The sequence below is a fragment of the Cytobacillus sp. Bac17 genome (assembly GCF_024519925.1).
Classification (GTDB): Bacteria; Bacillota; Bacilli; order Bacillales; family Cytobacillaceae; genus Cytobacillus; species Cytobacillus pseudoceanisediminis.
In genome coordinates this window covers 318152-336082 of record NZ_JALJRC010000001.1, presented here as the reverse complement: position 1 = coordinate 336082, position 17931 = coordinate 318152, and the positions used below count along the sequence as shown (strand labels likewise).

Below are 17931 nucleotides of genomic sequence, written 5' to 3'. Positions count from 1 at the left end.
CCCCAGACTTTTGTAATTTGGGGGCAGGCACATTGAAAAAAACTATAATTTAGTTAACTCATCTAAGAATACATCTAATTCCTCAACGGATAAAAATTTAAATGCATAACCATAGCAAATCGGTCCATTTCCTGTGTGTTCCCTTTTAGGGAATTCCCTGAGAGCAGTACTATGACTAAGACCTGTGGATTTTTCCTCCAGTTCCTTATTTCCTTCAACTTTTTTCGGGTTTAAAACGATCGTAATTTCTTTGTTTGGAAGTAGATAAATGACTTCACCGTTTACGATATTTCTAAATTCCACAGCTTTTGATGTTTCTTTCATTGTTTTGAATTTGTTTAAACCAAACGTATTATGTATGTTTCCCATATGATCTTTCCCCCTTTCGAAGTAATTAAATCCCTCAATACTTTTATAAGGTAAAATTTCATACCAACTATTGTTTAATAGATTAATAGGCATATCTTTTTTAGAAAAGGGTGCTGTCATCCAGCAATCCATTAATAGGATTTATCCTTTTCTTTTCTTAATGTTGTCGTATATTGCTTTTCACTGCGTTACCTCACCATTTCTTTGATGCAGCCAGGTTAACTTAGGTATGTACTGGTGATATGTACGTTTCGCTTCATGACTGAATATCTGCTGCAAACTGCCAACCTTATGCTTTTGAAGAGTAATAGAGAAACTGTTTGTAAATATATACTATTCAGTGGTATAAGAGTCTGTGCAATAAATTAGTTGATGAGTTGAATCCTGTATTAAGATTCAATTTGGTAAATTTTAACTATTTAATCGACAAAATTCATAATATAAAAATAATTCGTATTATTCATTTAAATTATACTCTCCTATTCTATAATTTAGAGTATCTAAATAATAGGAGGTCAAAAGTTTGAAAAAAAAGCTGATTTTACCGGTATTACTGTCGTCCGCTCTACTGGCGGGGTCGATCCCTGTAAATGTTTTTGCCAAGCCGGCAGATTCAGCAAACGACCATCATCAACAAGCTTTAAAGGAGTGGAATGAGAATGCAAGTGTCCCATTGTTTGTTAAGGAGCGATCTGCAACAAAATTCTCTTCCAGCAGCCCTTCAAACGCGTTAAATTATTTGAAGAAAAATCAGGATAAAACAGGAATTAAAAATCCGGATAAAAACCTGAAATTGAAAAATGTTCAAAAGGATGAACTCGGAATGACTCACGTCCGCTTCAAACAGGCAGTTAATGGCGTGACTGTTGAAGGGGCTGAAGTGACTGTCCATTATAATGAGAAACATGAAGTAGTATCCGTTAATGGAAGAGTAAATCAGGCAATTGCCGATGATGCAGTGGACTCGTCTGTTTCCTTAAGCAATGATGCTGCAATAAAAGAAGCCTTATCCGCTGTCAGTGCTCCAAAAGAACTTACATATACCCCAACTTCCGAGCTTGTTGTCTATCCATTTGAAGGAAAGAATCATACAGCTTATAAAGTAAATGTGAACTTCATGGGGGAAGAGCCTGGGAACTGGTTTGTGTTTGTTGATGCAAAGACAGGCCATGTTATTGATAAATACAATGGCATAATGCATGCTGAAGAAAACAAAACACAAAAAGGTTTTGGTAAAGGGGTACATGGTGACCACAGGGAGCTGCATATTACCCGAGTAAAGGAAGAGGCCTCAGGTACAAAGTTTGCCTTGGCAGATTATTCTCATGAAAATCTCGGTGGGATTCTTACCTATGATGCTAAAAATGATGGAAATTCTAGTAATGATACTCTTTATGTTGGGAATTCCGCTGCCTTTATTGGCGATTATGATCGTGCTGCTGTTGATGCCCATTATAATTCTGAAAAGGTCTATGATTATTTTCTAAATGAGCATGGCCGCAATTCCCTCGATGGGGAAGGAATGGCTATTAATTCGTATGTTCATTATGGCAGCAATTACAACAATGCATTCTGGAATGGGCGTTTTATGACCTATGGGGATGGAGATGGTGAATTCTTTATCCCATTATCAGCGGGACTTGATGTTGCGGCACATGAAATGACGCATGGTGTTATCTCCCATACTGCTAATCTGGCGTACCGGAATCAATCTGGTGCACTGAATGAATCATTTGCCGATGTCTTTGGTGTACTTGTTGATGATGAAGATTGGGAAATGGGTGAGGACATTATGGCCCCAAGCGCCAAAGCTGATGGTGTAACGAGATTGCGCAGCTTAAGTGATCCAAACAGTGTTGTAGTAAGTAACCCTCAAAGAGCAGCCTATGGAAGCGGAGTATATCCGGATCATATGGATGAGTTTTATAATATGCCGCTTAATGTGGACAATGGCGGTGTACATGTGAACTCCTCTATTACCAACCATGCTGCATACTTGATTGGTCAAGAACTTGGAAGGGAGAAATTAGGAAAAATTTACTACCGTGCTTTAACGGTTTACTTAACCTCAAATTCTGATTTTAGTGACGCGCGACAGGCAATCGTTCAGTCCGCCATTGATCTATATGGTGAAGGCAGCGTGGAAGAAGCAGCCGTTCATGCGGGATTTGATGCAGTGGGGATCAACTAAGTAAATACTTGGGGAGTCAGGCATTATTCAATTGAATAATGCCTTTCCTTTTACTTTTTTGGTCCATTCGTTAGTTCCCGTATATGTTAGAGAATATATATGTGTTTTTGTAAAACTAATAACTTTCTGGATAATATCCTCCTTCAGAATTGAATCCATGTTAAATTCAATTCTGAAGGAGTCCTAAAAGCCGTAGACTACGTTTAAAGTAATCTATATTGACCGGGATAATGTTAATTGTCCGAATATAAATTGTCCTTATAGATTTTTAGAATTGCTTGTGCTTGTATCTGACAGCTTTGACAGCGGGCAATGGAGGATTGCGTAGAGTTCTTCCTGTTCTTGTAATCCTATATTCTATTTGACATTTATTTTGAGTTTGCATATTATAAAAACAAATAATCAAATTGTTTTTATGTTTATGAGAATCTTTAAGCCGGAGGTGTAAAAAAATGCCGAAATTTTCTGAAGCAGAAAAGGAAAGAATCAGGCAGGATATGCTGCGGAATGCACATCAGCTTTTTATAGCAAAGGGGCTGAAAAATACATCCATTGAAGAAATAACATCTTCTGTATCTATAGCAAAAAGCAGCTTTTATGTATTTTTTGAATCAAAGGAAAAGCTTTACCTTGAGTTATTAACTTTAGAAGGGGAAAGTGTTGAAAGACAGGTATGGCCAAAAGTGAAACAGGAAAAGGATACAGGCAGAGCCATAAAAGTTTTGCTTGATGAAATGTCTTCTGCACTGGAATCAAATGTATTAACACAGAGATTAATCACCAATCTGGAAGAATACAACCTGGTTTCCCGAAAGATAAATCACGAATATACAGCAACGAATACTTTAAGAAGCATTGTTCCCCTTATGGAATTTATAAAGGAGAATAAGGAACTTAACAAAATCATAAATAAAGATGTAGAAGTAATCGCGGGTGTAATACGAGCATGTTTAGCAATGGTTATTCATAAAAAAGATCTTGGTGAGGAGATTTATCCAGCAGTTCAGGAAATTCTTTTCAATGCTGCAGCAAAAGAACTTACAAGATAATCTTTAATACCAGTATTATTTTTAAAAGTTAGGTTGTGAAAAAATGAGTAGAACGAAAAAGCAAGTGATAGAAATTGCAGAACGTCATGGTCTGATGCTTAAGGGAGACACGTTAGTATTTAATGAATCAGGGATGGACTTTCAGGTAGTTTTTGCATTTGATCTGGAGGAAAATGAGTGGGTGCTTCGATTTCCCAGACGTGATGATGTTATGCCAAGAACGAAGGATGAGAAAAAAGCATTAGATTTGGTGAATAAGAACATAACGAATTACCAGGCACCAGACTGGTCCAATTATACGAATGAATTGATTGCATATAAGAAGTTAAATGGAATACCTGCCGGGACAATCGACCATGAAATTCAAAACTATGTTTGGGAAATTGATATCAATAATGTGCCGAAGAGTTTTCATGAAACCCTTGGAAAGGCATTGGCTGATATTCATAGTATTCCAAAGGATCAGGCGGCCGAAGCTGGATTGGTGGTTCATACACCAGAAGAGCTGAGACAGTCAATGAGAGAGCGCATGGATGCAGTAAAGGCAAAATTCGGAGCAGGTGAATCGCTGTGGAGAAGATGGCAGGCCTGGTTAACCGATGATGAGCTGTGGCCAATGGAAACGGGGTTTATTCATGGTGATGTACATGCAGGCCATACTTTAGTTGATAAAAACGCAAATGTAACAGGTTTAATAGATTGGACTGAAGCAAAGGTCTCAGATATATCAAATGACTTTGTATTCCAATATAAAGCATTCGGTGAAGATGGGCTTGAATCCCTCATTAAAGCATATCGGGAAGCAGGGGGATACACCTGGCCTAAGATGAAAGAGCACATCATTGAATTGGAAGCAGCATTTCCAGTTGCCATAGCAGAGTTTGCTATAGTTTCCGGGGAGGAGGAATATGTGGAGATGGCAAGACAGGTGTTAGGTGTGAGTGGGAATAATAAAGCTTAAAAATGAAAAACAAATGGGTCTGTCCATACTGTAAATGGTATTGTGCAGCGTGGACGTCCTATCTTAATTCTTTGAATCGTGAGAAATCCTTCCATCTGTCGTAAAATTAAATTAAAGTTAAATTGAAGGAGCAGATTAAATTGGCACTTAACAAAATTACTCCAAAAGAATTATATGAAAAAATGAAGCAAGAGAATGTCACCTTATTAGATGTAAGAGCAGAGGAAAAATACAAAGCGTATCATTTAGAAGGTTCTAACATCGAAAGTTTAAATATACCAAAAACACATATCTTAAATCACACTTTCGATGCCAAAACTGACTCTTTGCCACAGGGGAAAGAAATAATTGTTGCATGTACAACAGGAAATTCAGCTGCTCGGTGTGCAGCCGTCCTTTCTGAAAAAGAATTCAATGCTACTGTTTTAGTGGGTGGGATTACAGCCTGGAAGGAGTTTATTAGAAATAAATAAATATTAAAAGCTATTGACTTAAAATAAATCCAGGTGCTATAGTCTATTTAAATTCAAAAAATTCCGGCGATTACTGCAGGAAGTTACAGCCTAGAGGTGTGTTTTGTGGTTAGATTAAAGGATATTGCGGAGTATGTTGGAGTTTCTATTTCTACTGTTTCCAGAGTCATTCAGAATGACCAGACACGGAATGTTAACCAGGAAACGAGAAATAAAATTTGGCAGGCTGTCAAAGAGCTGGGGTATACACCTAATCAGCATGCAAGAAATCTCGTTAACAACAGACAAAATAAAAGTGATGCCAGGACAATGAAAATTGGATGGGTTGCCAATCCTACACAGGCTGAAATCAACCCATACTTTTCTAATATCTATACTGGTATTCGTGATACTTTAACAGAAAATGATTATACATTGATAAGTATTACGAAGGATGAGATTGAGAATGAAGCACTTCTTCTTAAGACCATTCATGATCTGGGTATTGAAGGACTGCTGCTGATAGACAGTATTGATGAGAGCTTAATTGATTACATACAGCAAACGATTCCTGTTGTGGGACTTGACTTCTACTATTCCGATAAAGATATTGCCATAATAGATTATAATCGTGTGGCCGCATTGGAAAAAGTTGTACAGCATTTAGTGAGTCTGGGGCATCGTGATATTGGGTTTATCGGCGGTGGAATAAATGAAGCCTTCCAGGACTTAAATGAAGAATTACGATTTAAAGGTTATCAATCTGCTATGAAAGAAGCAGACCTTTCTATTCGGGATGAATGGGTTATCAATACCAGATGGAAAATGGAAAACAGTTATGAGGGAATGAATCAGCTCATTAAAAGCAGTCCGGGAGATTTGCCGACAGCTATGGTTTGTGCAAGTGATTTAATGGCACTGGCCGCAATGAGAGCAGTTATAGAAAATAAGTTAAGAATACCCGAAGATATTGCTTTCTTTGGAGTGGATAATATTGAAATGGGGAAATATTCATCACCGCCGCTTTCAACAGTAGAAATCCCAAAATATGAAATGGGGAAAATGGCCGCGAAAACGATTATGGAAATGGTAGAGGAAAAAGTAGTACTGCCAATCAAAATTATTTTACCATTTGAGTTAGTTATTCGTGAATCATCTTCTAAAAAACGGACCTAATCGGTTCTTTTTTTTAAAAACGCTTGGAAAACGTTTGGATAAAAAACGGAAAATTTCCGGAAGATTTATTTGGCTCAATAGAGAGGAGAAATTTACATGAAGACAATGACAGCGCTCCTTATAGGAGCTGGAGACAGAGGGGCGAGAGCATATGCACCGTATGCGCTCGATTATCCGCATGAACTAAAGATTATTGCTGTTGCAGAACCAAATAAGGAAAGGAGAGGGAGAATCCAGCAAGAACATCAGATTCCAAATGAAAATTGCTATGAATCATGGGAAGAGATCTCACAGCTGGACAAACAAATTGCCGATATTGCCATTATCTGCACCCTGGATAGAAATCACTTCAAAGTTACCATGAGAGCTTTAGAGCAAGGGTATCATGTCCTCTTGGAAAAACCAATGTCACCAGACCCGGTGGAATGTATATTAATGGAACAGCAAGCTAAAACATATGACCGGCAGCTGACCATCTGCCATGTGCTCAGGTATACCGACTTTTGGAAAGCTATTAAGAAGGTAATTTCCAGAGGGGAGATCGGTGATGTTGTATCTCTTCAATTAAATGAAAATGTTGAAGTTATGCATATGTCACACAGCTTTGTAAGAGGCAATTGGAATAACAAAGAAAAATCAAGTCCGATGATCCTCCAGAAGTCCTGTCATGACATGGATATCATTTCATATATACTGGAAAAACCATGTAAACGATTAAGTTCGTATGGATCCCTGATGCATTTTAAAGCGGAAAATGCCCCGGAAGGAGCCCCATTGCGATGCTTGGATGGTTGTCCTGCCGAGCTGGAGTGTCCATTCCATGCAGGACGGTATTATCTCGGTGAAGGAAGAGGATGGGCAAAAAAATTCACAGAAGACTATACAAATGAAGGCATAATTGAAGCCTTGAATAAAACCCCTTATGGAAAGTGTGTATATCGTTCAGATAATAATGTCGTTGACCATCAGGTCGTCAATATGGAATTCGATGGCGGGGCAACTGCAACCTTCAGCATGTGCGGCTTTACAAGAGAACAAACTCGAATCGTACAAATAATGGGAACCAAAGGTGAAATCCGCGGGAACATGGAAGAAAATAAAATCACAATTTATGATTTCCTAACCAGGCAGGAAACTGTGATCCATTTTGGTCAGCCAATAGGCGGGCATGGCGGTGGAGACCGCGGAATTATGAGACTTTTCCTAGAAGAAGTCCGGAACGGTAATAAAAATGACAGTGTTACTTCTGTTTCCGCATCTGTAAGAAGTCATCTAATGGCATTCGCGGCGGAAGAGTCACGATTAAACCAGGGACAATCTATCAATATAGATGAATATTATCTTGGTTTAATTGGCAATATACAAGTTTAAAAGTTTGTGAGCACAGCTCTTTAAGTAGTGTTGTAATATATTTGGCCAGTTAAGATTGTTCTTAATGCAGAAAAATGGGTGTTTGGAAAACGTTATCCAAGGAGGTGGTGAACGTTATAAAAGTCATATTGTCCATAACATTTTGATTCATCTAGAGATAAACCCCTTATGTTTAGAGTTAGGTTAACAAAAAACTTTAGGAAAGAAGGGAAATGGGATGAAGAAATGGATCATCATGCTGGTAACCGTTGTATTAGGTTTGATTGGTTTATCTGGCTGCAGTGATAGTGATGCAGCATCCGGCGGAGAAAAAGATGGCAAGGTTGAGATTACGTATGGTTTTTGGGATAAAAAGCAGGTTCCTGCGATTGAAGAAATTATTAAGCTATTTAATGAAAAATATCCGGATATTAAAGTGAAAACAGAAATCACTCCTTATGGCCAATACTTTCAAAAGCTCGAAACAGCGGCAACGGGAGGTGCTTTGCCAGATGTTTTATGGATGAATGGTGCACACGTTGTTCAGTATGCAGAAGGGAAGGTCATTCTCCCATTAAGTGAAATGGCGGAAAAGGACAACTATAGCTTAGATAATTATCCGGAATCATTGATTGATCTGTACACGGTAGATGGAGATATTTATGGGATCCCTAAAGATTACGATACAACTGGGCTATGGTATAACAAGAAAATCTTCGATGAAGCTGGAGTGTCCTACCCGGATGAAACATGGGATTGGGAGAAATTGAAGGAAGCAGCAAAACAGCTGACTGACAAAGAAAAGGGAATTTGGGGCTATGCGGCATTGATGGGGAATCAAGGCGGATATTATGATTTCATTTGGCAGAATGACGGCTATATCATTTCTAAGGATAGTAAGTCTGTAGGGTTCGACCAGCCTGAAGCAATCGAGGCATTAGAATACAATGTCAGCTTTATTAAAGAAGGACTCTCTCCTACTCAAGCACAGATGACCGAAACGGCGGCTTCTGAATTATTTTCTTCTGGAAAGATAGCGATGATGTTTGATGGTCCTTGGATGGTTCCTGAATATAAGAAAAATCCCGATTTAGATGTAGCGGTGGTTCCACAAGGGAAAAAACGTGCCGTTTCTATTCACGGGCTTTCCAATGTAATATCTTCGAATACAAAACATAAAGAAGAAGCCTGGAAGTTTCTTCAATTCCTTGGTTCTAAAGAAGCAGCAGAAGTCTATGCCAAGACAGGAACCGTTATTCCTGCATTTAATGGTACACAGGATGCATGGAAAGAATCAGTCCCTAATTTAAACCTTCAAGCATTTATTGATGGAGCAGAATATTCAGTGCCTCTGCCAAGTGTGGAAAACACGGGGGAAATCTGGCAGTACGAAACAGATGTACTTAAAAAGGCGTGGAGTGAGGAAATAAGTATTGAAGAAGCAGCAGAAGAGCTGACAAAGAAAGCAAATGAGGCATTGTCCAAGTAATTACTAATTGAAGAGAAGGATTTTGCTATTCTTCTCTTCCATTCTAATAAGGAGGGATGACTTTGAAGGAAGTACCTCTTCAGACAGAAGTAAAATCAGCCAAAAGGATAAAGGTTTCGAGCCTCGCCAAAACAAGGAAGCGTTCAGACTATTTTTGGGCTTATCTTATGATTGCACCTACAATGCTGGGATTGTTTATTTTTTATCTCTGGCCCATTGTTCAGAATTTTTACTTTAGCTTCACCGAATGGGGTGCATTTGGACAGTATGAATGGACAGGCTTAGACAATTATAAGAGATTGCTTGAGGATGCAACTCTCCTGCAAGCATTTAAAAACACAAGCATCTATATCATTTTTACCGTGCCGATTGGAATTTTCCTTTCCATTATTGTGGCAGTTCTTTTAAATCAGAATATCAAAGGTAAATCTATTTACCGTACTTTATACTTTTTACCAGTCATCACTATGCCAGCTGCCATTGCGATGGTCTGGAAATGGCTATATAACGCAGACTATGGGATGTTTAATTATTTATTATCATTGGCCCGAATTGAAGGTCCACAGTGGGTAAGTGATCCCAATATTGCTTTATATTCGATTATCGCAGTAGCGATTTGGAGCGGTATTGGCTACAATATGGTCATTTTTCTTTCAGGGCTGCAAGGTATTCCAAAGATGTATTATGAGGCAGCAGAAATAGATGGGGCAGGCCCTGTCACTGTATTTTTTAAAATTACACTGCCGCTGCTTTCACCGGTTATTTTCTTTGTGTCCATTATGTCACTGATTGGTGCTTTTCAAGTATTCGATTTGATTTTCATGATGATTGGGAAAAGCAGCACCGCGCTTGAAAGTACACAGTCTATAGTCTATTTGTTTTATCAGCATGCATTTGTATTAAATGATAAAGGATATGCTGCGGCTATTGCCGTTCTTTTATTAGCGGTCATTTTAATTATTACAGCCATCCAAATGGTTCTTCAGAAAAAGTGGGTTCATTATGATTAAAGGGAGTGGTGTTGATGGACAGAGCAATTAAGCTTATTACAAGTAAAACATTCCTTTTCCATTTCATCCTGATTATTGGGGCTGCAGCAATGGTTCTGCCCTTCCTATGGATGATCCTTACCTCGTTAAAGACATATGCTGAGTCGATTCAAGTCCCCCCGGTTTTGATTCCCGAAGATTTTCAATGGGGAAATTATAAAGAGGTATTTGGACTCCTGCCCTTTTTCAAATTTATGTACAATACCGTAATTATTACAGTTCTTCGAACAGCTGGCCAATTGTTCTTATGTTCATTAGCTGCATATGCATTCGCCAGAATTGAATTTCCGGGAAGGAACATTCTATTTTTGTTAGCGCTTACTGTTTTAATGGTGCCTGGGCAAGTTTTTCTATTGGCGCAATATATGATAATGGTGAAATTAGGCTGGCTCAATTCCCTTCAGGCCGTCATTGTACCGGGTTTATTCAGCGCGTTTGGCACGTTTCTATTGAGGCAGTTTTTTATGGGACTGCCAAAAGAATTGGAGGAAGCAGCCAGACTAGATGGCTGTAATCATTTCCAAATTTATTGGAAGGTGATGCTCCCGCTTGCAAAGCCGGGTTTAATCGCTCTTGGGATCTTTACAACACTCTGGAGCTGGAATGAATTGATGTGGCCGATGATTGTCAATAGTTCTCCTGAGTCTATGACTCTATCAGTGGGATTATCCTCACTTCAGGGTCAATTTTTGACTAATTACCCAATTCTTATGGCTGGATCATTCTTAGCCATCTTGCCAATGCTAATCTTGTTTATCTTCCTGCAGAAGCAGTTTATTGAAGGGATTGCTGTTACGGGAGGAAAATAAAAAGAAAATTATTTTATATTTTTTCAGATTCAAAAAACTCCTCTTTTGGTTTTCTATAAGTTTTATTTGAATCCACTTAACCCAACAATCCATCTTCGAAGAGTCTTTATTGGAGGCGGGTAATAGATTATGGGCTAATTTCAGACTATTATCGAAAATGCCCATTAATTGATACCATATAAAACGGGTTGTTGGGTTGACACGGTAACTTGAAATGGTATAATTTAATTAAATTTTCAAATAATTAATATTGCTAAAGCACGAACTGGAGGAAATGGATTCAATGAAACAATTGCAGCACGATAGTATTATCCCGCTTTACCATCAGCTTAAAGAGATATTAAAGGATTCGGTAGACAATGGTAATTGGAATACTGGAGACAAAGTTCCTTCTGAAAATCAATTAATGGAAGAGTATGGGGTAAGCAGGAATACAGTAAAAAAAGCGATCGAAGAGCTTGTTCAGGATGGGGTTCTGTATAGAATCCAAGGCAAAGGCACTTTTGTTTCAAAGCCCAAGTTTCAGCAGCCATTAATGGGTTTTTATAGTTTTAGCAAAGTCCTTAAAGAACATGGAATGAATCCTAAAGACATTATTATAGATATTCGGGAAGTCAAGCCTGGTGCCAAAATTAAAGAAGGGCTGCAAATGAAAAATGACAGCAATGTCATTGAATTAAAACGCTTGAGATGTGCGAATGACGAACCCTTTATTCTGGAATCATCTTTTTTTACAAAAGAGACGGTCCCTGATATGACCAAGTTAAATGAAGTTGGTTCGATATCACTATATGATTTGCTCGATCAGCAATTTAATGTTGTCGTTACGCGAGCAAAAGAAGCTTTTGAACCAGTTCTAATCCGGGGAGATGAGAGCAAGTTTCTTCAAACCAAGGAAGGTCTTCCTGCATTACTATTAGAAAGGACAGCATTTGATAAAGAAGGTAGGCCTGTAGAGTTTTGCCGATCTATTGTCCGCGGTGACCGCTGCCGTTTCTATACTGAACTGACCTAATAAGTATTAATGACTCATAGTGTCAAGGCTATGAGTTAAATTTTCCGTTAACTTGTACCAACAACCCATCTTCCTATAGACGGGTTGTAATGCAATTGTTGAAACCATTCAGAAGGGAGTAGAAATATGACAGCATTAGTAGCTGACATCGGCGGTACAAAGATCGCAGCTGCCTTTGTTTCTGATAATGAAAAGACATTAAAACAACGAGTACAGGCTGGCAGTATATCACTTGATGCAAATGCGCTATTTGAACGTATACTTGCCTTGTTTTTTCAAATAATGGAAGCCGAAAAACTAAAACCGGAAGAAATCAGCTTCATTGGATTGGGGATTCCAGGAAAAGTGGATTCAGTTAATGGGCTTGCTGTTTATCAAAATAATCTGCCATGGAGGAATTTTCCCCTTAGAGAAAAGCTCAAGATATTTTTTCCTAATGTAGAAATAGTGATGGATAACGATGTGTATATGGCTGCTTATGGTGAATGGACTGAATGGAAAATGGCAAAGGAGACTTTTGCCTATGTAACGATTAGTACGGGTATTTCCTCATGTCTGCTATCTGAAGGTAAGTTTTTGCGAGGAGCAGGAATTGCTGGAGAGATCGGACTCACCCTATTGGATAATGGGGATGAACTCATAAGCTTAGAGAATCTTGCTTCAGGAACGGCCATTGGAGTAAAAGCAAATAAAATATTTAACCCGGGATTCACCGTTGCTGAAGTGATGGATCTATATCATCGTGAAGACCTTCAGGCCTCTGAGATGATTCATAGAGCTGCAAGGTGTATTGCAAGAGGATTACATCAGCTATTTACCATAGTCGATCCACATTTGGTCGTGGTTGGTGGAGGGGTTATTATTAACCAGCCTGAATTTCTTGATCTTATAAAACAGGAACTTAAAAATATAGTGCAAAACCCGCTCCAGGAGGGGATTGAAAAAAGGGTGCATTTAAGCAAGTTAAAAGCGGATGCCGGATTATTTGGATGTCTGTATCGAACTTCGGTAAAAAGGATGGGAAACAGCCCTTTATAAGAAAGTTAATAGATATCAAGAATGGAGTGAATTCCTATGGGTTCAGTAAAAAATTTACACGAAGAAGAACTAAAAGGCGCGCAGCACACTGTAAAAGAAATTCTTCAACAGCCGGAACTCTGGCTTCAGACAGTTAGTATTATCGAAAAACAAAAAGCGGTCATTAAGGATTTTATCAGTCGAAAGCTGATTGCCAAACAGGCACGGATTATTTTTACTGGAGCAGGTACATCGGCATATGTTGGGGATACTTTAACACCTCATTTAAGAAAAGAACTCCCTTATCAAATTGACTCAATTTCGACTACGGATATTGTTACAAACCCGCTGAATTATTTGAAGCCAGAGGTTCCCACCGTTTTAGTATCATTTGCCAGAAGTGGAAATAGCCCTGAATCAGTTGCTACTTACAGTTTGGCTAAAAAGCTGATCAACAATGTTAGCCAAATAATCATCACATGCAATCCAGATGGACAGCTTGCAAAGGAGGCTGGAAAAGACGAAAATTCTTTGCTCCTTTTAATGCCGAAAAAAGCAAATGACAAGGGGTTTGCGATGACAAGCTCTTTCAGCTGTATGTACCTTTCTGCTCTCCTTACTTTCCAGTTAAATCGATTCGAAGTGTTAAAGAAAAAAGCAGAAGCTGTTTCCAAAAACGCTGAGAGCATTTTAACCACGAAATATGAAACGTTAAAAAGTATTGTCAGCCTCAATAAGAAAAGAGTTGTGTATCTTGGTTCGTCAACTTTAAAAGGCTTGTCCCAGGAGGCGAGCTTAAAGCATTTGGAGCTTACTTCCGGGAAGATACCAACATTTCACGAATCGGTTCTTGGGTTTAGACATGGCCCGAAGTCACTGGTTGATGACGAAACCCTGATTTTCGTTTTTATTTCCAATGATCCTTATACCAGAAAATACGAGATTGATTTATTGCAAGAGTTAAAGAATGATGGCGGCAGTAAAACAGTGGTAGCAATTGCAAACACCATTGATGAAGGAATTGATGAATTATGTGACTGCGCCTTTATTATTCCGGAACAGGAGAATATTTACCTAGAAGACCACTTGATTGCATTGAATTACTTAATTATCGGACAGTTATTTGCGTTGTTTAACTCCATCCACCTGGGTGTGACACCTGATAATCCTAGCCCAACCGGAATAGTTAATAGGGTTGTTAAAGGAGTTAACATATATAACTTTTAAAAAAAGAGGGGGAATACAAAGTGCCAAACATTTTATTGACACGAATTGATAACCGGCTTGTCCATGGTCAGGTAGGTGTTACCTGGGTTAATCACCTTGGGGCTAACCTCATTGTTGTAGCAAATGATGAGGTAGCTGAAGATGAAGTACAGCAAGACTTAATGGAAATGGTAGTCCCTGAAGCAATCGGTGTCCGTTTTTTCTCGATCCAGACAACTGCAGACATTATTCATGATGCATCAGAAGATCAATATATCTTCTTAGTTTCTAAAACTCCTCAGGATGTCCTGAGGCTTGTCGAAGGAGGTGTTCCGATCGACAAAGTGAATATTGGAAATATGCACTATTCTGAAGGGAAGACACAAATTTACTCCACCGTTTCTGTTGATGATGCTGACAAAGAAGCATTTCGCAAACTAAAAGAACATGGTGTGAAACTCGAAGTGCGCCGTGTTCCTGATGAAAGGCCAGATGACATTTATAAATTCCTTTAAGGGAAAGGATGGTGTGAAGGATGGATCAGGAAATATTGCTTCAGGCATTGTTGATTGCCATTTGGGCAGGTATTGCCGGCATCGATTTGTTTAACGGTTTGTTACACATTCACCGCCCTATTGTAACTGGAGTCATTGTTGGGTTAATTCTAGGCGATTTGCCTACTGGTGTGATGACCGGGGCTGCAATTGAATTAGTATGGGCAGGAATGGTACCGCTTGCAGGAGCTCAGCCTCCAAACGTTGTAATCGGCGGAATAATTGGTACAGCATTTGCGATTTTAACTGGGCAGGAGCCTCAGGTTGCAATAGGAGTTGCCGTTCCATTTGCCGTTGCAGTCCAGGCTTGCATCACATTAATGTTTACGGCCTTTTCACCTGTCATGCATAAAGCTGACAAATATGCCGAAGAAGCAAATACAAAAGGCATCGACAGGATTAATTACCTTGGAATAGCAACACTATTCGTTTTCTATTTTGTGGTTGCATTCCTTCCAATCTACTTTGGAGCTGATGCAGCCAAGAGTGTAGTCGAATCACTTCCTGCCTGGATCATTGCAGGTCTCGGTACAGCTGGCGGTATGATGGCAGCCATTGGGTTTGCCATGCTTTTAAAAATTATGCTTAAGAAACAGTATATTGCCTATTTTATAGTTGGATTCATCCTTGTTACTTATTTACAAATGCCGATTATTGCTGTCGCGCTAATCGGTCTGGCAATTGCTATGTATGACTTTTATAAAACATCTGGCGGCCAGGGAGCTGCTATGAGGGGGGCGAGGGGCCGTGGCATCTGAAAATGCAGCGATTGAACCGGAAATTTCTGTTCAGGCAAACAATCCTGAGTTTTATGAAGATTCTTCAGCCGAACAGTTAATTACAAAAAAAGACCTCAACAAAATGGTCTGGCGCTCACTATTGCTTCAGGCATCTTTCAACTATGAAAGAATGCAGGCAGCAGGCTGGCTATACTCTATTCTTCCAGGACTAAAGAAGGTTCACAAAAATAAGCATGACCTTAGTGAATCAATGAAAAGCCATATGGAATTCTTTAATACCCATCCTTTTCTAGTAAACATCATTATGGGAATTGTCCTCGCAATGGAGGAGAGAAAACAAAACCGGAATACCATACGTGCTATCCGGGTTGCCATGATGGGTCCCCTGGGTGGTATCGGGGATGCCTTGTTTTGGTTAACACTTCTGCCTATTTGTGTTGGTATAGGTGCTTCGCTCGGAGCAGATGGCAATCCAATAGGTGCACTTGTGTTCCTTATTATATTCAATGTCGTCCATTTTGGACTGCGCTTCGGTCTTATGCGATATGGCTATAATGCTGGAACCAATGCCATCAGCTCATTAAAAGAAAACACCAAGAAAGTGTCTCATGCTGCCTCTATCGTTGGCTTGACAGTGGTAGGCGGGCTTATTGCCTCATTTGTGCAGTTAAAGGCAAATCTGGTCATTCATGCAGGCAAAGCTGAAATTGCCCTGCAGGAAGATTTGCTGGATAAGATCATGCCAAACATGCTGCCGTTAGGCTATACCTTATTAATGTATTACTTGCTAAAAAGAGGCTTGTCCCCTGTTATTTTAATTCTGATTACAGTTGTTATTGGCATTATTGGTAAGATACCATTCCCATTCGGCACCATTCTTTAAACGGGAGTGAGGAGGAAAAATAATGAACGGTTTAATTGTTTCAGGGCATGGTTCCTTTGCTGCAGGTCTTCACTCTTCAGTGAAGTTGATTGCAGGGGAACAGCCACGTATAGAGTATGTTGATTTCTTAGAATCAGAATCTACATCAGATCTTGAAGTAAAGATGAAAGCAGCATTGGCAAACTTAAAGTGCTGCAATGGGGTACTCGTTCTGTGCGACCTTGTGGGAGGTTCGCCCTTTAAAACGGCTGTTTCTCTAACAAACGACAAACAGGATACTGCTGTTATTGGCGGAGCAAATCTGGCAATGGTTATGGAAACCGCCATTATCAAAGACAATGTCTCCATAGACGAACTAAAAGAAATAGCCATCACTTCAGGAAAAGAAGCGATAAAATGTTTCCAGAAATCTGATCGCCTCAAGAGAGATGGAGCAGGCATTTAATGGAGGCTATTTGTGCAGATAAAATCTATGACCCTAACAGCAGAATACATTCAGGATTTGTGATTTATAAGAATGGATTCATAACGGATATTACGGAAGAGGAACCAGACTGCCAGATACATGATTTCTCGGGATTTTCCGTTATCCCTGGTCTTATTGATATTCATATCCATGGCATTTCAGGGAATGACACGATGGATGCAGCGCCGGAAGCTTTGCAGGAGATTTCTATATCACTTGCAAGGCATGGGGTGACGTCCTTTTTGCCTACAACTCTTACGCATGATTTTGAGAAAATAAAGGCTGCCGTTAGCGAGATTGGCAGACAAATAGGAAAGACAGCTGGAGCAGAAATCCTCGGTTCGTATGTTGAAGGACCTTATTTAGCCTCTGAGCACAGAGGCGCGCATCCTGTGAATTACATGCGAGAAATATCAATGGAAGAAATTGATGAGTTAATTAAAGCATCCCAAAATACGATTAAAATTCTAGCGCTGGCACCGGAAAAGGAGATGGCTTTAAAGGTTATTCCCTATCTGAAAAGTCTGGGAATTCTTGTCTCACTGGGACATACCAATGCAGACTATGAAACTGCCAATCTGGCAATAGATAGCGGGGCTAGTATTTCAGTTCATACGTTTAACGGAATGCGTGGATTCACCCATCGTGATCCGGGATGTCTGGGAGCTTTCCTGACAAATGAACATATTTTTTGCGAGTTGATAGCTGATTTGGAACACGTGCATCCAGCAGGTATTCAACTGCTTCACAAAGCAAAAGGAGCAGACCAGATTCTATTAATTAGCGACAGTATGGCCGCAGCGGATTTACCGGATGGGAAGTATAAGCTTGGAAGCCTAACTGTCAGAGTAAAAGACGGAATAGCCAGAACAATGGAGACTGGATCCCTGGCAGGCAGTACTGCAAATTTAATGAGCTGCTTAAGAAACACAAAGGAGGTTCTAGGGCTGCCGCTTGAATCCATTTTGCCGATGGCTACTATAAATCAAGCTAAATTGCTGGGTGTTGATCATGAAATCGGCACCATTGAAATTGGAAAAAAGTTAAATGCAGCTGTTATTGACGATGCATTCAATGTAATAGCCACCTTTGTTAATGGAAAAGTTGCTTTTATGGAGGAGAAAATAAATTGAGTAAAAATAACATTGTAAACAC

General features: G+C 39.4%; 18 protein-coding genes. 17 read left to right on the top strand and 1 reads right to left on the bottom strand.

The features are described 5' to 3' along the window. Positions 1–42: 42 nt before the first annotated feature. Positions 43–501: a hypothetical protein gene (locus tag NR125_RS01675; protein ID WP_217025212.1), complete on the bottom strand. Its 459-nt coding sequence runs from the start codon at positions 499–501 to the stop codon at positions 43–45. A 391-nt stretch (positions 502–892) separates the two neighbouring features. On the opposite strand from NR125_RS01675, the gene NR125_RS01670 reads away from it, so the two are divergent. From NR125_RS01670 to nagA, 17 genes are all read left to right on the top strand, one after another. Then, positions 893–2560 (top strand): M4 family metallopeptidase, encoded by a 1668-nt coding sequence (locus NR125_RS01670; RefSeq protein ID WP_217025203.1) that lies wholly within the window; start codon positions 893–895, stop codon positions 2558–2560. A 452-nt stretch (positions 2561–3012) separates the two neighbouring features. After that, entirely contained in the window at positions 3013–3609 is a 597-nt protein-coding gene (locus NR125_RS01665) for a TetR/AcrR family transcriptional regulator (protein WP_009330504.1), read from the top strand. A 43-nt stretch (positions 3610–3652) separates the two neighbouring features. Continuing rightward, complete coding sequence (locus NR125_RS01660) at positions 3653–4570, top strand: macrolide 2'-phosphotransferase (RefSeq protein ID WP_009330503.1); 918 nt, start codon at positions 3653–3655, stop codon at positions 4568–4570. A gap of 140 nt (positions 4571–4710) precedes the next feature. Continuing rightward, on the top strand, positions 4711–5043 hold the full coding sequence (locus tag NR125_RS01655) for a rhodanese-like domain-containing protein (protein WP_034295663.1): 333 nt from the start codon (positions 4711–4713) through the stop codon (positions 5041–5043). 105 nt (positions 5044–5148) lie between these two features. Continuing rightward, entirely contained in the window at positions 5149–6198 is a 1050-nt protein-coding gene (locus tag NR125_RS01650) for a LacI family DNA-binding transcriptional regulator (RefSeq protein ID WP_009330501.1), read from the top strand. A gap of 96 nt (positions 6199–6294) precedes the next feature. Continuing rightward, positions 6295–7569 (top strand): Gfo/Idh/MocA family protein, encoded by a 1275-nt coding sequence (locus tag NR125_RS01645; RefSeq protein ID WP_009330500.1) that lies wholly within the window; start codon positions 6295–6297, stop codon positions 7567–7569. Between the two features lie 217 nt (positions 7570–7786). After that, the gene (locus tag NR125_RS01640) at positions 7787–9037 is read left to right on the top strand and encodes an ABC transporter substrate-binding protein (RefSeq protein ID WP_009330499.1); all 1251 of its coding nucleotides are present in this window, start codon (positions 7787–7789) and stop codon (positions 9035–9037) included. A 56-nt stretch (positions 9038–9093) separates the two neighbouring features. Next, positions 9094–10047 (top strand): carbohydrate ABC transporter permease, encoded by a 954-nt coding sequence (locus NR125_RS01635; RefSeq protein ID WP_050807781.1) that lies wholly within the window; start codon positions 9094–9096, stop codon positions 10045–10047. A 14-nt stretch (positions 10048–10061) separates the two neighbouring features. Continuing rightward, positions 10062–10895, top strand: coding sequence for a carbohydrate ABC transporter permease (locus NR125_RS01630; protein WP_256814661.1), 834 nt, complete (start codon positions 10062–10064; stop codon positions 10893–10895). Between the two features lie 283 nt (positions 10896–11178). Further along, positions 11179–11910, top strand: a complete 732-nt coding sequence (locus NR125_RS01625; RefSeq protein ID WP_009330496.1) for a GntR family transcriptional regulator — start codon at positions 11179–11181, stop codon at positions 11908–11910. Between the two features lie 126 nt (positions 11911–12036). Beyond that, positions 12037–12948, top strand: coding sequence for an ROK family protein (locus tag NR125_RS01620; RefSeq protein ID WP_009330495.1), 912 nt, complete (start codon positions 12037–12039; stop codon positions 12946–12948). A 36-nt stretch (positions 12949–12984) separates the two neighbouring features. Next, the gene (locus NR125_RS01615; protein ID WP_009330494.1) at positions 12985–14154 is read left to right on the top strand and encodes an SIS domain-containing protein; all 1170 of its coding nucleotides are present in this window, start codon (positions 12985–12987) and stop codon (positions 14152–14154) included. A 20-nt stretch (positions 14155–14174) separates the two neighbouring features. Beyond that, the gene (agaV, locus tag NR125_RS01610; RefSeq protein ID WP_009330493.1) at positions 14175–14648 is read left to right on the top strand and encodes a PTS N-acetylgalactosamine transporter subunit IIB; all 474 of its coding nucleotides are present in this window, start codon (positions 14175–14177) and stop codon (positions 14646–14648) included. 20 nt (positions 14649–14668) lie between these two features. Further along, positions 14669–15445: a PTS N-acetylgalactosamine transporter subunit IIC gene (gene agaW / locus NR125_RS01605; RefSeq protein WP_192908521.1), complete on the top strand. Its 777-nt coding sequence runs from the start codon at positions 14669–14671 to the stop codon at positions 15443–15445. After that, a complete protein-coding gene (locus tag NR125_RS01600) occupies positions 15435–16310 on the top strand; it encodes a PTS system mannose/fructose/sorbose family transporter subunit IID (protein ID WP_071156505.1) in 876 nt (291 codons plus the stop codon). Before agaW ends, NR125_RS01600 begins: the two co-directional genes overlap by 11 nt. Before the next feature lie 22 nt (positions 16311–16332). Beyond that, positions 16333–16755 (top strand): PTS galactosamine/N-acetylgalactosamine transporter subunit IIA, encoded by a 423-nt coding sequence (gene agaF, locus NR125_RS01595; RefSeq protein ID WP_009330490.1) that lies wholly within the window; start codon positions 16333–16335, stop codon positions 16753–16755. Beyond that, on the top strand, positions 16755–17909 hold the full coding sequence (gene nagA, locus NR125_RS01590) for an N-acetylglucosamine-6-phosphate deacetylase (RefSeq protein ID WP_009330489.1): 1155 nt from the start codon (positions 16755–16757) through the stop codon (positions 17907–17909). The genes agaF and nagA overlap by 1 nt, the downstream gene beginning before the upstream one ends. Positions 17910–17931: the final 22 nt, after the last annotated feature.

Bases quoted from the DNA above. Each gene is read 5' to 3' on its own strand.
- nagA (WP_009330489.1), top strand. From the start codon at position 16,755: ATGGAGGCTATTTGTGCAGATAAAATCTATGACCCTAACAGCAGAATA.
- agaW (WP_192908521.1), top strand. From the start codon at position 14,669: ATGGATCAGGAAATATTGCTTCAGGCATTGTTGATTGCCATTTGGGCA.
- NR125_RS01630 (WP_256814661.1), top strand. From the start codon at position 10,062: ATGGACAGAGCAATTAAGCTTATTACAAGTAAAACATTCCTTTTCCAT.
- NR125_RS01645 (WP_009330500.1), top strand. From the start codon at position 6,295: ATGAAGACAATGACAGCGCTCCTTATAGGAGCTGGAGACAGAGGGGCG.
- NR125_RS01660 (WP_009330503.1), top strand. From the start codon at position 3,653: ATGAGTAGAACGAAAAAGCAAGTGATAGAAATTGCAGAACGTCATGGT.
- NR125_RS01675 (WP_217025212.1), bottom strand. From the start codon at position 501: ATGGATTGCTGGATGACAGCACCCTTTTCTAAAAAAGATATGCCTATT.
- NR125_RS01615 (WP_009330494.1), top strand. From the start codon at position 12,985: ATGGGTTCAGTAAAAAATTTACACGAAGAAGAACTAAAAGGCGCGCAG.
- agaF (WP_009330490.1), top strand. From the start codon at position 16,333: ATGAACGGTTTAATTGTTTCAGGGCATGGTTCCTTTGCTGCAGGTCTT.
- NR125_RS01625 (WP_009330496.1), top strand. From the start codon at position 11,179: ATGAAACAATTGCAGCACGATAGTATTATCCCGCTTTACCATCAGCTT.
- NR125_RS01665 (WP_009330504.1), top strand. From the start codon at position 3,013: ATGCCGAAATTTTCTGAAGCAGAAAAGGAAAGAATCAGGCAGGATATG.
- NR125_RS01620 (WP_009330495.1), top strand. From the start codon at position 12,037: ATGACAGCATTAGTAGCTGACATCGGCGGTACAAAGATCGCAGCTGCC.
- NR125_RS01635 (WP_050807781.1), top strand. From the start codon at position 9,094: ATGACTTTGAAGGAAGTACCTCTTCAGACAGAAGTAAAATCAGCCAAA.
- NR125_RS01640 (WP_009330499.1), top strand. From the start codon at position 7,787: ATGAAGAAATGGATCATCATGCTGGTAACCGTTGTATTAGGTTTGATT.